This window comes from Nocardia sp. NPDC003345 (assembly GCF_053589395.1).
In genome coordinates, this window is the sequence record NZ_JBSFRU010000002.1 from 1 (window position 1) to 22546 (window position 22546).

The 22546-nt window shown below is 70.2% G+C and carries 15 protein-coding genes and 1 pseudogene; 5 read left to right on the top strand and 11 right to left on the bottom strand.

Going from position 1 to position 22546, the window contains the following annotated elements; genetic code table 11:
• A pseudogene (locus ACWDU1_RS00435) lies at window positions 1–270 on the top strand (hypothetical protein); the annotation flags it as partial.
• Between the two features lie 53 nt (window positions 271–323).
• Here ACWDU1_RS00435 and ACWDU1_RS00440 read toward each other — a convergent pair.
• The 4 genes from ACWDU1_RS00440 to ACWDU1_RS00455 all read right to left on the bottom strand — a co-directional run bounded on the left by ACWDU1_RS00440 (window position 324) and on the right by ACWDU1_RS00455 (window position 7117).
• Window positions 324–1073 (bottom strand): SDR family NAD(P)-dependent oxidoreductase, encoded by a 750-nt coding sequence (locus tag ACWDU1_RS00440; protein ID WP_449994495.1) that lies wholly within the window; start codon window positions 1071–1073, stop codon window positions 324–326.
• A 128-nt stretch (window positions 1074–1201) separates the two neighbouring features.
• Entirely contained in the window at window positions 1202–3922 is a 2721-nt protein-coding gene (locus ACWDU1_RS00445; RefSeq protein WP_449994497.1) for a helix-turn-helix transcriptional regulator, read from the bottom strand.
• Window positions 3923–4002: 80 nt separating this feature from the next.
• Window positions 4003–5436, bottom strand: a complete 1434-nt coding sequence (locus tag ACWDU1_RS00450; RefSeq protein ID WP_449994499.1) for an ATP-binding protein — start codon at window positions 5434–5436, stop codon at window positions 4003–4005.
• Between the two features lie 13 nt (window positions 5437–5449).
• Window positions 5450–7117 (bottom strand): FAD-dependent oxidoreductase, encoded by a 1668-nt coding sequence (locus ACWDU1_RS00455; protein ID WP_449994501.1) that lies wholly within the window; start codon window positions 7115–7117, stop codon window positions 5450–5452.
• Between the two features lie 410 nt (window positions 7118–7527).
• Between ACWDU1_RS00455 and ACWDU1_RS00460 the strand changes: the two genes are divergently transcribed.
• A complete protein-coding gene (locus tag ACWDU1_RS00460; RefSeq protein ID WP_449994503.1) occupies window positions 7528–8430 on the top strand; it encodes a DUF2382 domain-containing protein in 903 nt (300 codons plus the stop codon).
• A gap of 63 nt (window positions 8431–8493) precedes the next feature.
• On the opposite strand, the gene ACWDU1_RS00465 is transcribed toward ACWDU1_RS00460, so the two are convergent.
• Window positions 8494–13104: a cation-translocating P-type ATPase gene (locus ACWDU1_RS00465; protein WP_449994505.1), complete on the bottom strand. Its 4611-nt coding sequence runs from the start codon at window positions 13102–13104 to the stop codon at window positions 8494–8496.
• Window positions 13105–13290: 186 nt separating this feature from the next.
• Here ACWDU1_RS00465 and ACWDU1_RS00470 point away from each other — a divergent pair, with 186 nt between their 5' ends.
• Both ACWDU1_RS00470 and ACWDU1_RS00475 read left to right on the top strand, forming a co-directional pair.
• Complete coding sequence (locus ACWDU1_RS00470) at window positions 13291–14811, top strand: SDR family oxidoreductase (protein ID WP_449994507.1); 1521 nt, start codon at window positions 13291–13293, stop codon at window positions 14809–14811.
• Window positions 14812–14904: 93 nt separating this feature from the next.
• Complete coding sequence (locus tag ACWDU1_RS00475; protein WP_449994509.1) at window positions 14905–15975, top strand: DNA glycosylase AlkZ-like family protein; 1071 nt, start codon at window positions 14905–14907, stop codon at window positions 15973–15975.
• A 348-nt stretch (window positions 15976–16323) separates the two neighbouring features.
• Here ACWDU1_RS00475 and ACWDU1_RS00480 read toward each other — a convergent pair whose 3' ends face one another.
• Window positions 16324–17061 (bottom strand): sulfite exporter TauE/SafE family protein, encoded by a 738-nt coding sequence (locus ACWDU1_RS00480; RefSeq protein ID WP_449994511.1) that lies wholly within the window; start codon window positions 17059–17061, stop codon window positions 16324–16326.
• 290 nt (window positions 17062–17351) lie between these two features.
• Here ACWDU1_RS00480 and ACWDU1_RS00485 point away from each other — a divergent pair, with 290 nt between their 5' ends.
• Window positions 17352–17810, top strand: coding sequence for a MaoC family dehydratase (locus ACWDU1_RS00485; protein WP_449994512.1), 459 nt, complete (start codon window positions 17352–17354; stop codon window positions 17808–17810).
• Window positions 17811–17836: 26 nt separating this feature from the next.
• Here ACWDU1_RS00485 and ACWDU1_RS00490 read toward each other — a convergent pair whose 3' ends face one another.
• The 5 genes from ACWDU1_RS00490 to ACWDU1_RS00510 all read right to left on the bottom strand — a co-directional run bounded on the left by ACWDU1_RS00490 (window position 17837) and on the right by ACWDU1_RS00510 (window position 22435).
• Window positions 17837–18964, bottom strand: coding sequence for an NDMA-dependent alcohol dehydrogenase (locus ACWDU1_RS00490; RefSeq protein ID WP_449994514.1), 1128 nt, complete (start codon window positions 18962–18964; stop codon window positions 17837–17839).
• A gap of 179 nt (window positions 18965–19143) precedes the next feature.
• Window positions 19144–19965, bottom strand: a complete 822-nt coding sequence (locus ACWDU1_RS00495) for a mycofactocin-coupled SDR family oxidoreductase (RefSeq protein ID WP_449994516.1) — start codon at window positions 19963–19965, stop codon at window positions 19144–19146.
• 51 nt (window positions 19966–20016) lie between these two features.
• Window positions 20017–20730, bottom strand: coding sequence for a 3'(2'),5'-bisphosphate nucleotidase CysQ (locus ACWDU1_RS00500; protein ID WP_449994518.1), 714 nt, complete (start codon window positions 20728–20730; stop codon window positions 20017–20019).
• A 165-nt stretch (window positions 20731–20895) separates the two neighbouring features.
• Window positions 20896–21042, bottom strand: a complete 147-nt coding sequence (locus tag ACWDU1_RS00505; RefSeq protein ID WP_357421078.1) for a DUF1059 domain-containing protein — start codon at window positions 21040–21042, stop codon at window positions 20896–20898.
• Between the two features lie 115 nt (window positions 21043–21157).
• Entirely contained in the window at window positions 21158–22435 is a 1278-nt protein-coding gene (locus ACWDU1_RS00510) for a cytochrome P450 (RefSeq protein ID WP_449994520.1), read from the bottom strand.
• Window positions 22436–22546: the final 111 nt, after the last annotated feature.

A 22546-nucleotide genomic window follows, 5' to 3' on the forward strand; every position in this document is an offset into this window, starting at 1 on the left:
CACTGCGCCGACCGGCGGACCGTGCTCGACGTCTGGGAATACACCGCCGGCTGGTTCCAGCGCAAGACCGCGCTGCCGAATTCGGTGCCGATGCGGCCGCTGCCCGGCGAACCGGAGGACTACACCCTGATCAACCACGCGTCCTGGCAGTCGCTGCGCGCGTTCCTGCCGGGTCTGGTGCTGCGGCCCAGCTTCCGCTCGTTCGTCCTGGCCAATTTCGCGGCCAACGGGATAGCCGCACAGCCGATCATCTACCGCCGTCACCGCTGACCGCGGCGTCGGCCGGGACGGTTCGCCCCCCCGGCGAACCGTCCCGCCGCGTGTCAGCCCACGCAGGCCCCGCAGGAGATGTTGATCTGGGTCGCGGTGATGGACCGGGCCCGGTCCGAGGCCAGGAACGCCGCGACATCGCCGACATCGGACAGCGAGGCCGCGCGTCCGAGCAGGGTGGCGTCGATCAGGCTCTGCCGGGCCTGCGCGGTTTCGGGGATATCCGGGAAGGATTCCGGAATACCGCCGGTCAGCAGCGTGACCACGCGGATACCGTGCGGGGCGAGATCGCAGGCCCACTGCCGGCGCAGTCCTTCCATCGCGTCCATGCTGATCTGGACATTGCCCAGGCCGGGCGATTTCTGCGACGGATCCGAACCGCCGAAGAACAGGATCACCCCGGACTCCTGTTTCACCATATGCCGGGCCGCGGCCTTCGTGGTGATCAGCTGTGTGGTCATCAGCGCGGCCATGGACTCGGCGAGGTCACGGACCGGGAGGTCCAGCAGCGGGCCGAAATGCGCGGCCTGCGAGATGACATTGACCGAGATATCGAGACTGCCGTGCTTTTCCACGACCGCCGCCGCGTGATCGTTGACCGCGGCCTCGTCGGATGCGTCGACCACGGCCGTTTCCGCGCGGCCCCCCGCGGCGCGGATCTTCTCCGCCGTCGCGTCGAGGGTGGCCGCGGTGCGGCCGACCAGATGGCAGGTGGCGCCCGCCGCGGCGAATCCGCTCGCCAGCGCCGATCCGATCGATCCGCCCGCACCGTAGACCACGGCGGTTCTGTTCTCCAGCGACATATCGCTCTCCTGTTCGTTCGGTTGTGCCCGGCAGGGAGAACGTAAGGCGGCGGTCACGGCCGCCGCATCGGTCGGATGACCGGTGTCCGGAGACGCCACGGCGCGGAAGTATAAGTCGACGGCCCGTCTCAGAGTTCGAGTTGCGCCAGCTCGATCCGCCGTCCGACCCCGAGTTTCGGATACGCCTTGTAGAGATGGTGACCCACTGTCCGGGGACTGAGAAACAGTTGGGCCCCGATCTCCTTGTTGCTCAAACCGGCGGCCGCCAACCGCACCACCTGGGTTTCCTGCGGCGTCAGCCGCGTGAGCGGATCCCCGCGCGGTGCGACGGGTTGTTCGCCGAGCGCCGCCAGCTCGCTCCGGGCGCGCTCTGCCCACAGCCGGGCGCCGATCCGGTCGAAAGTCCGCGCCGCCGCCAGTAACCGGGTCCGGGCATCGGTGCGCCGCCGGCGCCTGCGCAGCCACTCTCCGAACAGCAATTCGGTGCGGGCCCGATCGTAGGGGCCGTCGTGGCCGTCGTGGTGTGCCAGCGCGGACAGGTAGTGCTGTTCGGCATCGCCGTCGGCGAGCAGTGCGTGTCCCCGGTGGACGAGCGCCCGCGCCAGCGGGCTCGCGGTCTGCGCCGCCCACTCCCGCAGGCCCGCGAAATACTTCCCGGCCCGCGCGAGATGACCGCCCCGGACCGCTGCCTCGATATGGTCCGGAACGGCCCGGATCAGGAAATCGTGCGCGGCCGGGCCGGAACATACCTGTTCCAGACGCGCGCAGGCGTCGTCGAACCGGCCGTCGCCGAGATCGGCGGCACCCAGACCCCAGACCGCGAGGGCGGCATGGGTGCGGTGCCGGTCCGCCAGCAGTGGCAGGATCCGGTCGGCCAGGTCCCGGCAGCGGGGCAGATCGCCGCAGGCCGCCGCCTCCCACACCTCGATCGCCCGCAGCGCCGCGATCTCGGTGCTCATATCCAGTTCGGTAGCGATCGCGAGGCCTTCGGCGATCGAGGTCCGGGCCCGGTGGAACCGGCCACCCATGGCTTGGGCCAGCGCTACGACTTCGGCGGTGTAGGGGATCCAGGCGACCGCACCGGAGGCCCGGGCCCGGCCGACCGCCCGCTCCATGACGGCGACGGCCTCGCCGTCGTGCCCCAGCATCAGCCCGCTGAACGCGGCGACGACCTCACCCAGGTAGTCGCCGGTGTCGGTACCGGCCGCCCGCAACTGCCCGAGCATCGCCGCTACGGCGGGCGCGGGCCGGCCACCGAGAAAATCCGGCCAGGCCAGCTGCGCCCGGACCAGCACCGCCGATCCGGAATCGGCGGGCAGCTCCAGTGCCCGCAGCAACTCGGCGGCCCGGGCCAGCAAACCCGGGTCGGCGGCGTCGCGGGCGGCGCAGACCGCTTCCGCCAGCATCGGTACCGCGCGCTCGGGGTCGGACCCGGCGACCAGCGCGGCGGCCGCGAGTGCCAGTTCGGCATCGGTGCCGGGGGAGGTGCGCTCGTATTCGACCTGGGCGCGGATATGGGTGGCCGCGGCCGCGATCCCGCGATCGTGGGTCAGGGCGGCGGCCTCGGCGGCGAGCCGGGTGGCACGATCCGGTTTGCCCGCGTCGTAGGCCGCCCGGGCGGCCAGCAGAATACGATGCGCCTTGCGTTCCGGGTCCACGCTGAGGCGACCCGCCCGGTCGTAGGCCGCGGAGACCGCCATGGCGCCGCCGCGATGTTCGGCCCGGCGCGCGGTGCGCTCCAGTTCCGCCGCGACCGCCTCGTCCGGTCCGCCGGTGCCCGCGGCGAGATGCCAGGCCCGGCGATCGGCGTCCCCGGCCGCGGCGAGTAGTCCCGCGAACGCCGAGTGAACGGCGAGACGGTGATGGTGGGGTGCCTGCTGGTACGCGGCCGACCGGATCAGCGGGTGCCGGAACCGCAGCGTATCGGTCGAGATCGCGATCAGATCCGCCCGCTCCGCCGGTTCGAGATCCGCCGCGCCCACACCGAACTCCGCGCCCACGCGCAAGATCGTCGCCAGACCCGCGCCGGTATCGGCGGCGGCGACGGCGAGCAGGCGGCGAGTGCCTTCCGGCAGGTCCGCGATCTGCGCCCGGAAACTCTCCTGTACCCGCCGAGTCACCGGCAGCGGCCCCACCTCGTGTCCCGGATCGGTTTCACCCGCGCGTTCCGCCGTGTACCGGGCTGTGCCGAGTTCGATGAGTGCCAGCGGATTACCGGCCGACTCGGCGAGGACTCGTTCCCGGCCGGGCACGGTGAGTCCGGGAACGTGCCGGGTCAGGAGTTCCGCCGCCGCCTCGGCAGGCAGACCGGACAGTCGCAGGGTGTCGATACCGGGGGTGGCGAACGGTACGGCGGTATCGCGGACGGTGAGCAGGACGGCGATCGGATCGGCGTGGAACCGGCGCGCGGCGAACAACAGCGCGTCCGATGAACTCTGGTCGAGCCACTGCGCGTCATCGCACAGCAGCAGGGTCGGTTTCTCCGCCGCGAGTTCGGCCAGCAGGGTGAGCGTGGCGGCGCCCACCAGGAACCGGTTGGTCTCGGCCGCTTCCGCGTAGCCCAGCGCGACGCGCAGGGCGGCCGCCTGGGGCGCCGGTAACCGCGGCAGCCGGTCCAGATACGGATGCAGCAGCAGATGCAGACCGCCGAAGGCCAGTTCGGCCTCGGATTCGATTCCGATACCCCGCATCACCCGCAGACCGGTGGCCGCGGTGGCGGCGTAGTCGACCAGAGCGGATTTACCGATACCGGCTTCCCCGCGGACGACCAGCGATCGGCCCCGGCCGTTCACGGCGGCCGCGATCAGGCTGTCCACTTCGGTGCGCTCGTCGTCGCGCCCCACCAACATGGGCGTCAGCGTAATGACCTGTGGGGCATGGCAGCCAGCGCGCAGGTCGCCGTATCGCGGGATCCGCGGTCCGCGGCAATCTAGTCCGGCTCGGTTTCGGGGCGGGTGAGCGGCAGCCAGACCGTGAACCGGGTATCGCCGGGCCGCGACTCCACCCGGATATCCCCGCCGTGCTTGTTGACCACGATCCGGAACGAGATATCCAGGCCGAGACCCGTACCCTCGCCGACCGGTTTGGTGGTGAAGAAGGGCTCGAAGATCCGGCTCTGCACCTCGGCCGGGATACCGGGCCCGGTATCACCGATCTCGATCACCGCGCAATCGGAGTCGTGCCGGGTGCGCACGGTCAGCGTTCCGCTGCCCTCCATCGCGTACACCGCGTTGTCGATGAGATTCGTCCAGACCTGGTTGAGTTCCGCCGCGTAGCAGGGCACCTCGGGCAGGGCGCGGTCGTACTCCTTGACCACCGTGATCGAATCGCCGATCTTGCGGCTGAGCATCACCAGCGTGCTGTCGAGCAGTTCGTGCAGGTCCACCACCTGGAACGGGGCCCGATCCATCTGCGAATACTGTTTGGCGGCATCCACCAGGGTGGAGATACGGCTGGTGGAGTCGCCGATCTCGTTCATCAGCAGTTCGGTCTCGATGGTGTAGTTCAGCCAGCGGAACGCGCCCTCGAGCACCTGCCGCTGCGCGCCCTCGAGTGTGGCGGCCACCCGTTCGAGCCAGTCGGTATCGAATCCGGCCTGCACGAAATTCGGCGCGAGCTCCCAGCCCCCGGGGATATCGTGCTCCTCCAGCCAGTCGCCGAGGATGTCCTCGCGGTCCGCCGCCTCGAGCGGAGACAGCTCCGGCGCCTTGGCGACCTGCGCGGCCGCTTCCTCCTGCAACCGCACCAGGGTTTCGAGACTTGCGGTGTCGAATTTTCCCTGCGCCATCATGGCCAGCTTGTGCCGCATACCCGCCACCCGGTCCCGCAGCCCGGCGGTGGCCCGGACCGCGGCGGCGGCCGGATTGTTGAGCTCGTGGGTGAGGCCCGCCGACAGCGACCCCAGCGCCAGCAGCCGCTCCCGCTGGGCGATCCGGGCATTGGTATTGCGGTTACCGAAGAACGCGCCCTCGAGCAAGTGCACCGCCATCGGGAACCAGGCGTGCATCATCTGCGAGAAGATCTGCGCGTCCAGTACGAAGAACCGCGAGGGGCGGGTGACATACAGCGAGGCGCTGTAATGGGTTTCGGCGTGTTCACCCAGGTACGACGTCCAGGCGCCGGCGTAGGAGCCGCGGTGGTCGGTGCGCGACATCTCGATCTCCCGCCCCGCCGAGAGTTTGGTCATCCGCACCTCCCCGTCCATCAGCACGTAGAAGCAGGTCGCCGGGTCACCCTCCTGGAACACCGGGCCCGGTCCCAGCTCCTCGATCCGGCCGTCGGCGCACAGCCAGGCCAGTTGTCCGTCGTCCAGCTTCTCGAACAGGAACAGCGTCCGCAGTTCGGCGGGATCACAGATGGTCATCGCTCACCTTCTCCTAGGCCAGGTACCTGTGCACGAGCATCACCGCCATGGCACCCTCGCCCACGGCGGAGGCCACCCGCTTCGCCGATTCGGCGTGGACGTCACCGGCCACGAAGACCCCGGGCACGCTGGTCTCGAGATGGTGGGGCGGTCGCGGCAGTTCCCAGCCGGCCGGGCGGTCGCCGTCCACCAGCAGGTCCGGGCCGGCCAGTACGTAACCCGCCGGATCGCGATGGACCACCCCGTCGAGCCATTCGGTCTGCGGGGCGGCGCCGATGAAGAGGAACAGCCGTTCGGCGGGCGCCTTCTCCTCGGCTCCGGTGCGATTGTTGCGCAGCACGATCGTGTGCAGATGGTCGGCGCCGTCGACCGCCACCACCTCGGTCTCCACATGCACCTGGATATTCGGCACCTGCGCGATCTGCTGGATCAGGTAGTAGGACATGGATTTCTCCAGCGAATCCGCCCGCACGACCAGATGGACCGTGCGGGCGTTGCGGGACAGGAACATCGCGGCCTGACCCGCCGAATTCGCCCCGCCGACGATGTAGACGTCCTGCCCCGCGCATTCGGCGGCCTCGGTCATCGCCGAGCCGTAATAGACGCCGCGGCCGGTGTATTCGTCGACGCCCGGCGCCTGATGGCGCCGGTAGTCGACCCCGGTGGCGATGATGACCGTATGTGCCGCCAGGCTGCCGCCGTCGGCGAAACGCACCCCACGCGCCGAACCGTTCACCTCCAGCCCCACCACATCACGGGTGGTGACCACCTCGGCACCGAATTTGGCCGCTTGCCGCCGCGCCCGGTCGGCGAGCTGTGAGCCGGACAGTCCGTCGGGGAACCCGAGATAGTTCTCGATCCGGGAACTCTGCCCGGCCTGCCCGCCGGTCGCGGTCCGCTCGACCAGTACGGTGCGCAACCCCTCGGAGGCGCCGTAGACCGCCGCACCCAAGCCCGCGGGCCCGCCGCCGACGACGATGAGATCGTAGAAATCCTCGGACGGCCGGGTGCTCAGGCCGACGCTCTGCGCGAGTTCGCCGTCGCTGGGCTGGATCAGGGCCTGCCCCTCCTGGGTGATCACCACCGGGCACCGGTCCGGATCGGCCCCCGCGGCCTCGAGCAGCCGCGCGCCCTCGGGCTCCTCGGCGGCGAACCAGCGGTAGGGCAGCTGATTGCGGGCCAGGAACTCGCGCACCTGTGAGGACCGGGGCGACCAGCGATTGCCCACGACCTTCGTGCCGTGCACCGGACGGTGGTCGCTGCTGCGCCAGGCGTCGAGGAGAGTGTCCAGCACCGGGTACAGCTTCTCCTCGGGTGGATCCCAGGGTTTGAGCAGATAGTGATCGAGGTCGACGACATTGATGGCGTCGATCGCGGCGTTGGTGTCGGCGTAGGCGGTGAGCAGTACCCGGCGCGCGTGCGGGTGCAGGTCCATGGCCTGCTCGAGGAATTCGATACCGTCCATACCCGGCATCCGGAAATCGGCGATCAGCACCGCGACCGCCTGCCCCCGCAGTTTCATCTCCCGCAGGGCCTCCAGCGCCTGCGGGCCCGACTCCGCGCGCAGGATCCGGTAGTCGGCACCGTAGCGGCGCCGCAGATCGCGGACCACCGCCCGGGAAACCCCGGGATCGTCGTCGACGCTCAGGATGGCGGGTTTGGACACAGTCGGGGCGCTCACTCCGACGAGTATGCCCCGATTCGCGGGGGCGTGGCATCTCGGTGCGCCCGGATCGTGCCACGATCGCCGCCGATGGTTTGCCGGACCGCGACAGTTTCCTGGATCGGCCGCCTTTACACCAGGAGTAGGCCGGTTTCAATTACCTGATCGGCGTGTTTGCCGATCGCCACACCGGGTAGTTGCTCAGATGTAGCTGTGTCACCGCCGACCGGCAGCGCCGGCCGGCCCGCTACGAGGAGATGAGCCGACGCCGTGACCGATGCGAACTTCCGCAGGAACGGAAGCGACGAGTACACCGACCGCGGGTGGCCGACCGCCTGCAGGGGCCGGCACCTCCGGACCGGCATATCCGGGACGGTACCGCCGATCGACTCGCCGACCGCGCATCGGAGGACAAGCGAGGAGGAACCATGGCTCAGCATGTCGAGGATCTGATCGGAGACGCCGTCTACGACCTGGGCGGCGCGAAGATCGGCAAGGTGAAACGGGTCTACGTCGACAACAGTTCCGGCGCACCGACGTGGGCCGCGGTGAGTACCGGGATGTTCAGCGAGGACTCGCTGGTCCCGCTGGCCGGTGCCCAGGTACGGGAGGGTTCCCACGAAGTACAGGTCCGGGTCCACAAGGACGCGGTGCGCTCCGCTCCGCATCTGGCGCACGACGGACTGATCACCCAGGAATCGGAGGACGAATTGTTCGTCCACTACGGAATAGGTCACGGTGGTACCGATACGCCGGACCACGGGCGGCACGCCGAGACCACCCGCGCCGGCACCGCCGCGGGGACCACCGCCGGAATCGCCGGTCTCACCGCGGACCGGGAGAAGACCACCGGTGAGACGGCCGCGCGGATGCCCGCGCCACCGGAACCCGCCCGCACCGCCGAACGCCCGGCCACACCCGAACGCCCGGCGACCGGCGAGCATACGCGGGCGGCGCGGTCGCCGGAGTCGCTGGTGCGCTCGGAAGAGCATCTGAACATCGGCACCGAGGACCATGTCGTGGGCCGGGCCCGGCTGCGGAAGTACGTGGTCACCGAGGAACAGACGATCACGGTTCCGGTCACCCGCCAGGAAGTCCATATCGAACGGGAACCCATCACCGATCCGTCCGCGGTGACACCGCATTTCGGTGAGGAGGTCCAGGAGGTCACGCTGCACGCCCAGCGGGTGACGGTGAGCAAGGAATCGGTCCCGGTGGAGCGGGTGCGCTTGGCGGTCGACGAGGTCGCCGACGAGGAGACCGTCTCCGATACCGTCCGCAAGGAGCGGATCGATATCGAAGGTATCGATCGCGACGACCGGCGCCGCTGACCGTCGTCCACGAGTAGTACATCCCCCCGAGGGGCCCGGGCGAACCCGGGCCCCTCGGTCCGGTCATGCGAGCCGCGCGGCCTCCTCCGGGCCGGTGATCGGCTCCGATGCGGTGTCCGCATCCTGTTCCTCGGTCAGGAACCGGGGCAGGACGGCGGCTCCCGCGGTGGCGGCCGCGGCCGCGGTGGTCGCGATCGTCCAGCCCACCGGGCCCAGCGGTGTGCAGCCGAAATAGGCGCCCAGCCCGGGTGTCATCACCACGACCCCCAGTACCGCGCCGCTGGCGGCGGTGGTGACCCACACCAGCGGGCTGCGATATCCGGCGACCAGTGTCTGGCCGAGCTGGGTGCCGATGAGAGCGACCAGCCCGATGGTGTCGGCGCGGCGCTGTGTCCCGGTGAAGCGGCCGGTCATCCACGCGGCCGAGGCGCCGGTGGCGGTGGCCACACCCCGGACCGCGATGGTGCGGATCAGATCGGCGCCCAGATGAGCCGGGGGAACGGCGGCCAGCTGCGCGGCGCGCTGTTCGACCCATTCGTCGCCGTTCTGGGTCGCGGGCTGTTCCTGGTCACCGGCCAGTGCGAGGGCGAGCGCGGGGAACATATCGGTCAACAGGTTGACCAGCAGGAACTGCCGGGTGCCCAGCGGGGCGCGGCCACCGATGGCCGTACCGAACAGCGTGAACGCGATCTCCCCGGCATTACCGCCCACCAGGACGGCCACCGCGTCGGCGACCCGCTGCCACATACTGCGCCCCTCCACGAGTGCGTGCAGCAGAATCCGCGGATCGGGTTCGGTGAGTACCAGATCGGCCGCATTGCGGGCGGCGGCCGAGCCGTGGGCGGCCAGGCCGATACCGATATCGGCGGTGCGGATGGCCGCCGCGTCGTTGGCGCCGTCGCCGGCCATCCCGACGACATGCCCGGAGCGCCGCAGCGCGCTCACGATCCGCACCTTCTGTTCCGGATCGACGCGGGCGAAGACGGTGCTGCGTTGGATCAGTTCGGTGCGACCGGTCTCGTCGAGTTCGTCGAGATCGGTGCCGGTGGCGACGGTATCGACGGTGATGCCCAGTTGCCGCGCCACCGCGGCGGCCGTGACCGGGTGGTCGCCGGTGATCATCCGGACGGCGATGCCATTGTCCTGCAGGGAACGCACCAGGTAGGGGGTCTGCGGCCGCGGAGTGTCGGCGATGCCGAGGAAGCCGAGGAGGGTGAGTTCCGCCACCGCGTCCTCGGTATCCCCGGGGCGCCCGGACAGATCCCGCCGGGCCACCACCAGCACCCGCAATCCCTGTTCCGCGAGTTCGTGGACCATCGCGTCGGCGCGTCGGCGCGTCCGGGTGTCGAGGGGGACCGAACCGTCGGCGGTCCGCACGGCGGTGCAGCGCGACAGCACTACTTCGGGGGCACCCTTGACCATCAACCGCAGTTTGTGCGCGGTCTTCCCGATCGCGGCCGCGTAGCCCCGGTTGGATTCGAACGGCACTTCGTCGAGTGGATCCCACCGGTGTGCCGCCCCGTCGGGCATCTCGGCCGCCGCGTCCAGGACGGCGCGGTCGGTGGCATGCAGCACCGGGCCGTCGTCCGGGTCGGGACAGGCGCGTGCGGCGGCGCGCAGCAGCCGCCTGGCATCCGGGGAGTCGGTATCGGGTTCCCACTGCTCATCGAGGTCGGCGAGCGCGGTGAGCCGCAGCCGGCCCTCGGTGAGGGTTCCGGTCTTGTCGAAACACAAGGTGTCGATACGGCCGAGTGCCTCGACCGCCCGGTTGGCGCGGACCAGGACACCGTAGCGGGACAGCCGCCGGGCCGCGGCCAGCTGCGCCACGGTGGCCACCAGCGGCAGACCCTCGGGTACCGCGGCGACGGCGACGCCGACACCGTCGGAGATGGCGTCACGCAGGGTGCGTCCCCGCAGCCCGCCGAGCGCGGTGACGATGCCGCCACCGGCGAGGGTCAGGGGCAGGGCACGATCGGTGAGCGAGCGCAGTTGCGCCTGCACACCGCCCTTGTCGGGCGGTACCGCGCCCGCGGTGGCCCGGCCCGCCTGGGTATCGGAGCCGACCGCGATCACCAGGGCCACCGCGGACCCGCTGACCACCGTGGTGCCCTCGAAGATCAGGCAGGAGCGTTCCCCCAGCGCCGCGCCGGGAGTGGCGTCGATACTCTTGGGGACCGTCACCGATTCCCCGGTGAGGCCGGATTCGTCCATTTCCAGATCGTCGGCCCGCAGTAACCGCGCGTCCGCGGCCACCACTTCGCCGGCCCGGACGAGCAGGATATCGCCGACCGACAACCGGTCGGCGGGTAGCTCGGTGGCGTCCGGGTCGTCGTTGTCGATATCGCCGCGCGCGATCACCCGTCCGCTCAGTCGCTCACCCTCGATGAGTTCGTGTAGTTCGTTCTCGGCGGCCTGGCGCTGCCGGGCGGAGATCATCGCGTTGACGGTCAGCACCGAGGACAGCAATACCGCGTCGGACGGGGAACCCAATATCGCGGTGGCCGCCGCCCCGACACCCAGCACCGGCGTGAGCGGATCGGCCAGCTCCCGGCGCATATGCCCCAGATAGCCCGCGATCGGCCCGACCAGTTGCGGTAACCGGCCGCGAGTCACCGGCTCGGCCGAGGCGCGCTCGGTGGCAGCGGCTCCCGGTTCGGGCAGCCGGTCGAGTACCTCGGCGGGTTCGAGTGCGTGCCACGGCAGCAGTGGGGCGAGGTCCGGTGCCGGCCCGTCACCGGTAGCGCGCAGACCGCTCAGCGCGCCGTTGAACAGGCCGGCGACGTTGGCCGCGATAATGGGCGCGCCACGCGAGCGGGAGGTGGGCACGGCGGTGAGCAGCAATCCGGTGAGGCTGCACGCCGACAGGGCCAGGGTCCGGCCGCGTTCGCTGACCTGCCGGGCGGGCCCTATCGCGGTGAGGGTGCGTTCCACCTGGGTGAGGTCGCGACAGAGCAGATCGGCGGTCCAGGGCATATGGGTGCCGCTGCTCTTGCTGCCGAGCAGCCCGATCGCGACATCGGCGTGGTCGAGAGCCTTGTGCGCCCGGATACTGAGTACGGCCACCCCGTGGCCGTCCTGCTGCAGCCGTTCGACCTGGGCGCTCAGCGACCCCCGCGCCGAGACGAACTCGTCGGTGAGACCGCGTAGTTCCCCCGCGTCCCGATAGCCGGCGAGGACCACCCGCAAACCGGCCCGCCGGGCGGCATGCAGAACCGAGTGGGCCCGCGGATCGAGTTCGCGGCCCACCAGCACCCGGCCCACGGCTCGTTCGCCCTCGCGCAGCTCCCGCCAGACCGGACGGGTGGTGATCCCCTGGTCGGGAGTCCCCGATTGGGCGTGCACCAGGGCCGCGCCCGGCTCCCCGCCGGCTCCGCCGCCCGGTGACCACAGCAGCCGTTGCGCGGTATTCCAGACCCGGGAGGCAGGCCAGTCGTCCTCGGTGGTCTCGGCCTCCAGTACCACCCGCCGGTCGGTGGACAGGGCCTCGGCGTCCACGACCAGGGCGGACAGCCGGTCCAGCCGCCGCCAGGCCACCGGATGCAGCGTCAGGACCCCGGCGGCGGCCAGGGTCGTGGACACCGTCGCCGCGAAGACCTCGCGTCCCGCGCGCGCCGCCTTCGGCGCGCCGAGCAGCAGCGCGTCCGGAATATCGTGGGAGCGGCCGAGTCCGGCGAGCGTGGCGGCGCCGGCGAGGGAGGCGGTCGCGGTCTCATCGGCCACGCGCTCCACCGGTCCGCGCGGCAGGTCGGCGGGCCGGGTGAATTCCGGCAGCGGTTCCGCGACCCCGAAATGTTCGGCGTCCATGATGTCGGCCTGCCAGCGCCGCCACTGGGCGTGGCGGGCCACCGCCTCGGTGAGGACGAACCCGCGCTGGACGGCATCGGCGACCAGATTCGACACGCCGCCACCCGCGCCCTCGCCCAGAGCCGAACCCGCCGCGTTGGCGATGGCCAGGACGAGATCGGTGCGGACGCCGCCCAGCCGTTCCTCGAGATGGGCCCGCAGCCGGGGCTGGGCATCGGTGAAGGCGGCCGCGGCCCGCACCCCGCGCATCAATCCACGCAGCGGCGGTACCGCGCCCGCGGCCGATACCGCGATCGCGCAGACATCGCCGGCCACCTCGATGGCCGCGGCGAGCACCGGCTCCCGGTCGGCGGGGAATTCGGCCGCCCGGCTCCAGCCCTCGTCGGCGACCTCGGTTTCCTGCTCCACCTCCTCGATGGCCGCCAGCAGGCGGTCGAGATCGGCCCCCGTCGACAGCGCGGTGACGATCCGCCCGGTGACCGCGTTGACCCGCCACCACTGCACCTCCCGGAGCCGGCCGAGATGCCGGTCCAGCGACCGGGTCACCGCGGAGCCCTGCCCGTTGGCCAGCCCCTGGATCTCTATCGCCGCGAGGTCGTCGGTCAGCGCGACCCGGCGTTGCGCGCGACGGTCGCGGGGGTCGAGTAGTGCGGCGAGATCATCGCGGATCCGGCTGCGTTCATCCGGTCCCAGCGGCGCGAGGCCGGTCGCCACAGTGCCCGCCATTTCGGCGGCCCGCCGCGGGACCCGCGCCGCCTGGCGGCCGGTATCGGCCGCGAGTTCCGCTCCGGCGCGGACCGCGGAGCCGACAGCGGTGACCGGGGCGGTGATCGAGCGAGGCGAGAGGATGCTGCGAACAGAGGGGCCCATAGACGGGCGCTACCCGGCATCGGCCGCCGCAAACAGCGCCCGGCGGTCGCGGCCCCGGTGGCGAACCGGTTTCCGGTGCGGCGCGGTGTCGCGCGCCGCGTGGCCGCCGACGGGCGGTTAGCCTGCAGGGAGTGCGCTGTCCCGGCGCAGTACCCGGCGAAGCCGTCCGAGGTGAGGGGTCGTCCGATGCGTTGTGTGGTGTTCGGGGCCACGGGTTATCTCGGTGGCCGGCTGGTGCCGGAGTTGCTGGCGGCCGGGCATACCGTCCGGGTCCTGGCCCGGACCCCGGGGAAACTGGCCGATACGCCGTGGTGCGAGCAGGTCGAGATCGTCCGCGGTGATGTCACCGTCGAGCAGGATGTCCGTGCCGCGCTGGCCGACCGGCAGGTGCTCTACTATCTGGTGCATTCGCTGACCAGGTCGGATTTCGACGAGGTCGATCGCCGCGCCGCCGGCCTGGTGGCCCGGGAGGCGGAAGCGGCCGGGGTGGAGCGCGTCGTCTACCTCGGCGGTATCGCACCCGCGGGCCAGGAGTTGTCCCGGCATCTGTCCTCCCGCGCGGAAGTGGGCCGGATCCTGCTCGACGGCGCGGTTCCGGCGCTGGTGTTCCAGGCGGCGGTGGTGATCGGCTCCGGATCGGCCAGTTTCGAGATGCTGCGCTATCTCACCGAGCGACTGCCGATGATGGTGACCCCGCGCTGGGTGCGATCCCGCATCCAGCCCATCGCCGTGCGTGACGTCCTCTACTACCTGACCCGGGCCGCGGAACTGCCCGCCACGGTGACCGGGGCCTTCGATATCGGGGGGCCGGACGTGGTCACCTACGAACAGATGATGCGTGAGTACGCCGAGGTCGCCGGGCTGCCGCGGCGGATCATCGTGCCGGTTCCGGTGCTGACGCCGTGGTTGTCGGCGCAATGGGTGAACCTGGTGACGCCGGTACCGCGAGCGATCGCCGTCCCTCTGATGGAATCGCTGGTCAACGACGTGGTGTGTGCCGAACACGAGATCGCGGCCCATATCCCCGACCCCGATCGCGGGCTCATCGGGTACCGGCGGGCGGTGGAACTGGCGTTGACCAGGATCCGCAACCTCGATGTGCCGACCCGCTGGTCGGATGCGGACACGACCGGCATGGAACCGTCACAACCGCTGCCCACCGACCCGGAGTGGTCGGGCGGATCGCTGTATCAGGACGTCCGCGAACGCCCCACCAGCGCGGATCCCGCCGCGCTGTGGGCCGTGATCGAGGCGATCGGCGGCGAACACGGCTGGTATTCGTTCCCGCTCGCCTGGTCGCTGCGCGGCTGGCTGGACCGGCTGGCCGGCGGCGTCGGGCTGCGCCGCGGGCGTCGCGATCCGCAGCGGCTACGGGAGGGCGAGGCGCTGGACTGGTGGCGGGTGGAGCGGATCGAACGACCCACCCTGCTGCGGTTGCGGGCCGAGATGCGCCTGCCCGGCCGGGCCTGGCTGGAGTTGTGCGTCGGGACCGGCGAGGAAGGCGCGGTCTACCGGCAGCGCGCGGTCTTCGAACCGCACGGCCTGGCCGGACATCTGTACTGGAAATCCATCGCACCCTTCCACGCGGTGATATTCGGCGGGATGGCCCGCAATATCACCGGCGCCGCCGAGTCGGCGGCCGGAGGGGGCGCCGAACGTTCCGTGCGCGCCCGCCTGACCCGGGCCCTGGGCCGCGGCCGGACCTAGCGTCCGCGCGGTATCGCGCGGCGTCCGCCCACGTCGCGTCCGCCGGCGCCGCGGCGTTGCGTGGGTGTCGGAGCCCGTCGTTACTCTCGGCGTATGTCGCTGGCATGGTTGCGTTCCCACGCGGTGGCCTGGTCGCTGCCCCGTTCCTCCGGTTCGCTCGCGGAGGTCCTCGCCGAGATGGAGTTCGTCCAGGCCGACCCGATCCGTTCCCCGGCCCGCGCCCAGGATCTGATCCTGCGGCAGCGGGTCCGCGGTTACCGGGCCGGCGATCTGGACCGGCACTACCGGGCGCTCGGCATCGACGAGGATCTCCTCTACGCCTACGGCTACACCGTTCCCGCGCTGCGACCGGTACTGCATCCCCGGATCCATCCGCGGGCCGTGAACGGAGCCTTCCCGCACGACGCCGGCACCGCCGATGTGCTCGCCTTCGTCCGGGACCGGGGCGTGGTGCATCCCCGTGATCTCCAAGCGCATTTCGGTCACCGCGGCGTAGTCAACGCCTGGGGCGGTACCTCCTCCGCGACCACCGTCGCTCTGGAGGAACTGCACCGGTACGGATTTCTGCGGGTCGCCGACCGGGTATCGGGAATCCGGCGCTACGAAACGGCGCCGGAACCCGAGCGGCTTCTCGAACCGGGTGAGCGCCGGCGCCTCCTCGCCCTCCGGATCGCCCGCACACTCGCCCCCGCCGCCGAACCGACCCTTTCCGCCACCGTGAACCGCGCCCTCCGATCGATCGGCGGCGCGACCGGATCGGCCACCCTGCGTGAACTGCTCGCCACCGGTGAACTGTCCGCCACCGTCGTGGACGGTGTGCGCTATCTGTGGCCCTCCGACCTACTGCCCGTCGACCGCGACGCCCCGGCCCGGGTCCGTATCCTCGCCCCGTTCGACCCCCTGGTCTGGGACCGCCGCCGCTTCGGCCGGATCTGGGGCTGGGACTACCGCTTCGAGGCATACACCCCGGTCGCCAAGAGGGTCCGCGGCTACTACGCCATGCCCATGCTGTGGCGCGACCGGGTGATCGGCTGGGCCACCTGCGCCGGTCCGGGTAGCGAGGTGGAGGTGGGCTTCGTGGACGGCCCCCCGAAGGGCAGGGCCTTCGCCACCGCGCTCGAAGCCGAGAAGCGCCGCCTGCAAAGCTTTCTCGGCCCCGGATAGGGGATAGCCGGACAGGGCTGTGCGGGAAGCGGCCGTCCCTTGGTCCTGATCCACATGCGCGGCGATATTCCACCCGGAGCGGAAGCCGCCATCCGGCAGTTCCGCGGTTCGCTGGCGGACCTGTCCACCTTCACTCATGAATTGCGGAAGAAGCCCCTGCCACACCCCACCGGCCGCAACCCACGACTCGACCCCGCAGTGGCGGACCGCACGGCCGACGAATCCCGCACCCGGGCGCCGGGATCCGGGCGTGGTCGGTCCCTCGGACTGGCCGGACGATTTCGATGACTATCCGGGTGGCAACAAATCCTGGCTGACCTGAGCTGCGGTCACGACCAACCACGCCTACTAGGTGAACGCGAGCCAGCCGGCCAGACCCACCCCGCACAGCGCGACCCCGATGCGCATGGCGCCGGGGTGCAGGCGGGCGACGAGGGGCGGGCCGAACCAGCCGCCGGCGAAGGCACCGAGGCCCATGGCGATCGCGGCGATCCAGTGCACCGGGCCGAAGACGGCGAAGCCGATCGCGGCGACGAGATTCGCGGCGCCGGTGAGCACGCTCTTCAGGATGCTCGCGCGCCAGATCGTCTCGGAGGTGCATACCAGGATCAGCGCCAGGAACATGACGCCGACACCGGCGCCGAAGTAGCCGCCGTAGAGCCCGACCGCCACGGTGGCCAGTGGATAGAGTCGCGGGAAGGATCTGCCCCCGGCCAGTTCGCGCAGTTTCGGCTGGAGCAGCAGGCTGACCGAGGCTCCGGCGATGAGTACCGGAACCACGGCGGCGAAGAGCTCGGCCGAGGTCGTGAGGAGCAGGGCTGCGCCGCCGATCCCGCCGAGGGCGGCGCACGCCGCGTGCAGCAGTAGTGCGCGCGGATTGCCGCCGACCGCGGCGCCCGCCTTGGCGGTGGAGCCGGCCCCGACCGCGACCATGGCCACGGTGTTGGTCACATTGGCCGATACCGGGGACAGCCCGGCGGCCAAGAGAGCCGGATAGGAGATGAGCGAGGCGATTCCGGTGACGTATCCGACGAGGCCGGCGAAGAATCCGGCGACCGTGACGAGGCAGAGAGTGAGGACTGTCAACGGGCGCGGGTCTCCTGATCACCGGGTGGATGCGCCGCCACCGTGGGTGGTGGGGCCGGGGCGCGGGTGCCTCGGAGAATCGCGGCCGCGGCCGGATCGGGGCCGTGACGACCCAGCCGCAGCATAACGCCCGGACGAATTGGCTGATCAGGCAGCCACGAGCGGTGAAATTTGCGACTATTTCAATAAATGTCTCATTTGGGCTTGTACTCGGCGGCGAAGTGCGGAATACCTAGTAGGTGAGTTGCGATGCCGCGACAGCGCGCGGCACGGGATCGAAGGAGACAACTGTGCGCACATTCACCGGCAAGGACGAGGTACTCGGCGCCGTGGGCGACACCCTCGGAACCAGTGACTGGGTGGAGGTCACCCAGCAGATGGTCGATCAGTTCGCCGAGGCCACCGGAGACCATCAGTGGATCCATGTCGATGTGGAGCGTGCGAAACGGGAGAGCCCGTTCGGCGGGCCCATCGCGCACGGATATCTGACACTGTCGCTGCTGCCGCTGCTGGGTTCGCAGATCTTCGGATTCGAGAACGCGAAGCTCGGGATCAACTACGGCTCGAACAAGGTCCGGTTCCCCAGCCCGGTGCCGGTGGGCGCCAAGGTCCGCTCCACCGCGGTCCTCGCGAACGCCGAGGAAGTGGGTGGCGGCGCGCTGCAGCTGGTGGTGCAGCACACCGTCGAGATCGAAGGCGGCGCGAAGCCCGCGCTGATCGCCGAGGCGGTGAGCCGGGTCGTGTTCTGACGGTCCGGGCCGGACGCCGGCCGCGTTCAGCGGTCGGCGTCGGTGAACCGGATGAGTCCGCGGATATTGCGGCCCTCGAGCATATCCGCGACACCCTCGTTGATCTGTTCGAGCGAGTATTCCCGGGTGATCATCTCGCCCAGGCCGAGGTCGCCGAGCTTGTACAGCGCGAGTACCTCGGGGATGAGCAGCTGGGGGTTGCCGCCGCCGAAGAGTGTCCCGCAGAGGCTCTTCTGCTGGAAGGTCATCGCGGACAGGTTCATCCTGGGATTGGTCTCGGCGGCATCCCCGGTGGCGGCGAGGACGCAACTGCCGGCCTTGGCGGTGATCCGCATCCATTTCGCGAGATCGTTACCGTCGCAGCGGCCCACGGCGACGATCACCGTCCGGCACATCTGACCGCCGGTGACCTCCTCGATTCCGCCGATCGCGCTGTCGATATCGGAATAGGTGTGGGTGGCACCGAATTTCGCCGCCTGGTGGAGTTTGCTCTGCACCGGATCGATCGCGAAGATCCGGCGCGCTCCCGAGATCACCGCGGCCTGCACCGCGGCCGCGCCGACGGCACCCGCGCCGACCACGGCGACGTCCTCGCCCGGCCGGACGGTGGCGGTATTGACCACCGCGCCGTACCCGGTGGTGACACTGCAACTGGCCAGGCACGCGATATCGAAGGGGATCGACGGGTCGATTTTGATCACCGAGCTCTTGTGCACCACCGCGTAGGGGGCGAAGGCGCCGATCAGCGAGGTCGGGTGGACGTTCTCGCCCCGGGCGCGGATCCGGAACGTGCCGTCGGAGACGGCGCCGCGGGTGAGCAGATCCTGCCCGCGGTCGCAGAGATTGTGATGTCCGGATAGGCAGGATTGGCATAGTCCGCAGGCCGGAATGAAGGAGAACACCACATGGTCGCCCACGGCCAGCTGGTCGACTCCGGCGCCGACCTCGATGATCACGCCGGCGCCCTCGTGTCCGCCGAGGATCGGGAAGGCCGCGGTGGGGACGTCGCCGCTGGCGAGACGCTGATCGAACTGGCACAGCCCCGCGGTCTCCACCCGGACCACGACCTCGCCCTGCTGCGGGTCACCGATCTCGATTTCCTCGACCGACCACGGCTGCGCGTAATCCCAGATCAATGCACCCTTGGATTTCATCGGCGTCCCTTTGCTCTCGTGGCGATGCCGTGGGTCGGTACACGGCAGTACCCAGGTTGCCCGATAATGGCGTTCTCGGAAAGTGTTATATGGAATTTTCCTCGGCTTTTCCCGACGACGCGGTGCGGGCGGGCACGATTTGGTCGCCGCGCCCGCCCCGCGCGGGGTAGCGAGACGGTTCAGTACTGCGAGGCGCCCAGATCCACGGATATGCTGCTCGCGGTCACGAAACGGGATTCGTCGCCGGCCAGCCAGCACACGGCGTCGGAGATGTCCTCGGGCCCGGCGATGCCCTCCGGGAGCAGCGGGGTGTTCATATTGGCCAGCAGGCCGTTTGTTTCGGCGGCCCGGGTGAGCGCGCCGACCATATCCCCGGACCCCATCGGCGTGGCGACCGGGCCCGGAGCGATGCTGTTGACCCGGATCGAATGCCTGCCGAGCTCGGCGGCGAGTGCCCGGGCCATCCCGGTGACCGCGTGCTTGCTGGCCGTGTAGTGGACCATGAACGGCTGCATCGCCACACCGGAGGCCGAGCTGATCAGGATGATCGATCCGCCGCGGCCACCGTCGATGATGCGCTGCACGCCCGCCGTCACCGTGTTCCAGGTGCCGGTGACATTGGTATCGAGAACGGCCTGGAACGACTCCGGCGTGATGGCGTCCCACGGCTCGGGTATACAGATCCCGGCGTTGGCCACGATCACGTCGAGCCGGCCGAACACCTCGACACCGTTGTCGACGGCGGCGCGCAGCGCCGGCAGATCGCGGGTATCGGCGACGGAGGCGAGGATCTTGCGGCCGGTGCCCTCCACCAGCCGGACGGTTTCGTCCAGATCGTCCGGGGTGGCGGAATCGTAGGGCACCGCGGGCGGCAGCGGCCCGCACAGGTCCACCGCGATGATATCGGCGCCCTCCGTGGCCAGCCGGACCGCGTGGGCTCGTCCCTGACCCCGTGCCGCGCCGGTTACGAATGCCACTCTGCCGGATAGTCGACCGCTCACTGCATCACTCCTGTCATCGGATACGTCCTACCGATCTGATCCCGCGGACACCTATCCGGTCAACGCCTCCAATGCCATTCCGGCCAACTCGGGGCGGCAGATCAGCAGATCCGGCAGGTAGGGATCGGGCCGGTTGTAGCGCAGTGGCGAGCCGTCGAGCCGGGAGACGTGCAGCCCGGCGGCCGCCGCGACCGCGACGGGCGCGCAGGAGTCCCATTCGTACTGCCCGCCCGAATGCGCGTAGATATCGGCGGTGCCGCGCACGACCGCCATCGCCTTCGCACCCGCCGACCCCATCGGTACCGGGGTCGCCGACAGTCGTGCCACCAGTTGGCGCACCTCGAAGGAGGGCCGGCTCCGCGAGAGCGCGACCCGGATGGTGCCCGGTGGCGGCGGCGGTGGCAGGATCGGCGGCCGTCCGGTGTGCAGGACCGTGCCCTCGGCGGGTAGTGCCACCGCGCCGGCCACGGGTTCGCCGTCCACCGCGAGGGCCACGTGCACGGCCCAGTCCGGACGTCCCGGTTCGCCGTATTCGCGGGTCCCGTCGAGCGGGTCGACTATCCATACCCGCGACCGTTCGGTACGGGCGGGGTCGTCCGGTGATTCCTCCGAGAGCACCGCGTCGGCCGGGCGTTCCTCGGCGAGCCGCCCGAGCAGCAGCCGATCGGACCGCTGATCGCCGACCCGGCCGCCCAGATCGCGGATGGAGAGCAGGAGTTCGCCGGCTTCTTTCGCCAGCGTGGCGGCGAGTGTGTGGTCGTCCATGGGATCCTTCCCGGCGGGGATACCGCCCAGATCCATATACCACGGTATGCCCGGGTGCCTGTGCCGCGGTTGCCGCCGGCGGGCGGCGGCAACCGGTGCGCGGCGGCGCCGCGCCGTGATCCGCCGCGGGATCATCGGCCGGGCTGCGGGCCGCCGGTCGGGCGGTCAGTAGGCGATGAACAGAATCTCGTCGCGGGTGTAGTCGTGGCCGGGGTGGTTCTCCTTCAGATGCTTCTGCACCACCTCGACCAGTTCGTCCTCGGTGCTACCGGTGATGTGCTCGCCGCAGGGGCAGTTCAGCCGGGTCTTCATGGATGATTCCTCTCCTGGATGGTCGGTCGGCCTCAGCGTAGTGCGCCCCGTGGCGCCGCGACGGCCGATCGGTATCCGTGCGCTGTTCCGGCGCGGTGCCTCCGACCGGGAGTCCCTACGTACGCGGGCGTACCGGCATGCGTTTGATGCCGTGGATGAAATCGCTGTGCACGTACTCCGGTTCGCCGAGTACCAGCTCCGGCACCCGGGTCAGCAGTTCGCGGAACAGCAGCCGCAGCTGCATCCGGGCCAGCCAGGCGCCCAGGCAGAAATGGGCGCCGCCGCCCCCGAACCCGGAATGCGGGTTGTGGGTGCGGGTGATATCGAAGATATGCGGATCGTCGAGGGCGGTCTCGTCGCGGTTCGCCGAACAGTAGAACAGCACCAGTTTCTCGCCGGCGTGGATACGGGTGCCCGCCACCTCGGTATCGGTGACCGCGTGCCGGGCGAAATGCATCACCGGTGTCGACCAGCGGATGAACTCCTCCACCGCGCCGCCGATCCGGGTGTCGAAATCCTCGAGTAGCCATTCCCGCTGGGCGGGATGTTCGGCGAGTGCCTTGAACGCGTGGGAGGTGGTCTGCTTGGTCGTGTCGTTGCCGGCCGAGGCCAGCAGCACCATGAAGGCGCCGACCTCCTCGTCGGTCAGCCCCTGCCCGTCCACCTCGGCGGCGACGACGGCGGACATGAGGTCGTCGCGAGGGTGCGCGCGGCGCTGCCGGGCGAGATCGGTGCCGGCGTTGTGCAGGATGCCGAACTGGGTCATGAAGAACTCGGCGCGCTGCTCGAGGCTCGCGTATTCGTCATCGCTCGATCCGAACATGGCCTCGGCCGCGTACGCCACGGCGTCGCGCTGCGCGCCCTCGATACCGATCATGTCGGAAATGGTGCGCATGGGTAGTACGCGCGATACACAGTCGACGAAATCCAGCGGTTCACCGACGCTCAACCGCGCCAGGAAGTCGTCCACTATCTCGGTGGCGTTGGCGCCGATCTGCGATTCGATCCGCCGCACCTGACGGGGGGTGAACGCCGAACTGATCAGTTTCCGGTACCGGGTGTGCTGCGGCGGGTCCATCATGAGAAAGAACGTGGTGGGCCGCTGTACCTCGACCGGCATCGGATCCATGCTGATACCCAGCGTGGAGGTGAAGAGTTCGGGATGGCGGCTGATATGGGCGATATCGTGATGCCGGGTCACCGCCCAGTAACCGGGCTCGTCATGGGGGAACAGCGCGGGTGGTGGCGCGTGCCAGGTGAGGCCGGGTTCGGCGCGGAGCCGGGCGAACGTCTCGTCGCGAGTGGCGAAATCGCGTGTCCAGAAGTCCGGTTCCGAGATATCGAGCCGGTGAGGGCTGCGTGGGGTGACCGGGGCGCTGTCGGTAGGGCTCATGAGCGGCTCCGAGCTCGGTGATCCAGGGTCGTGCGCGGGTGGTCACGGCCGGCCCCCGCGCGTCTGTAATGGACAACCATAGAACGCGATCCGGCTCGCGTCGGTCGCTTC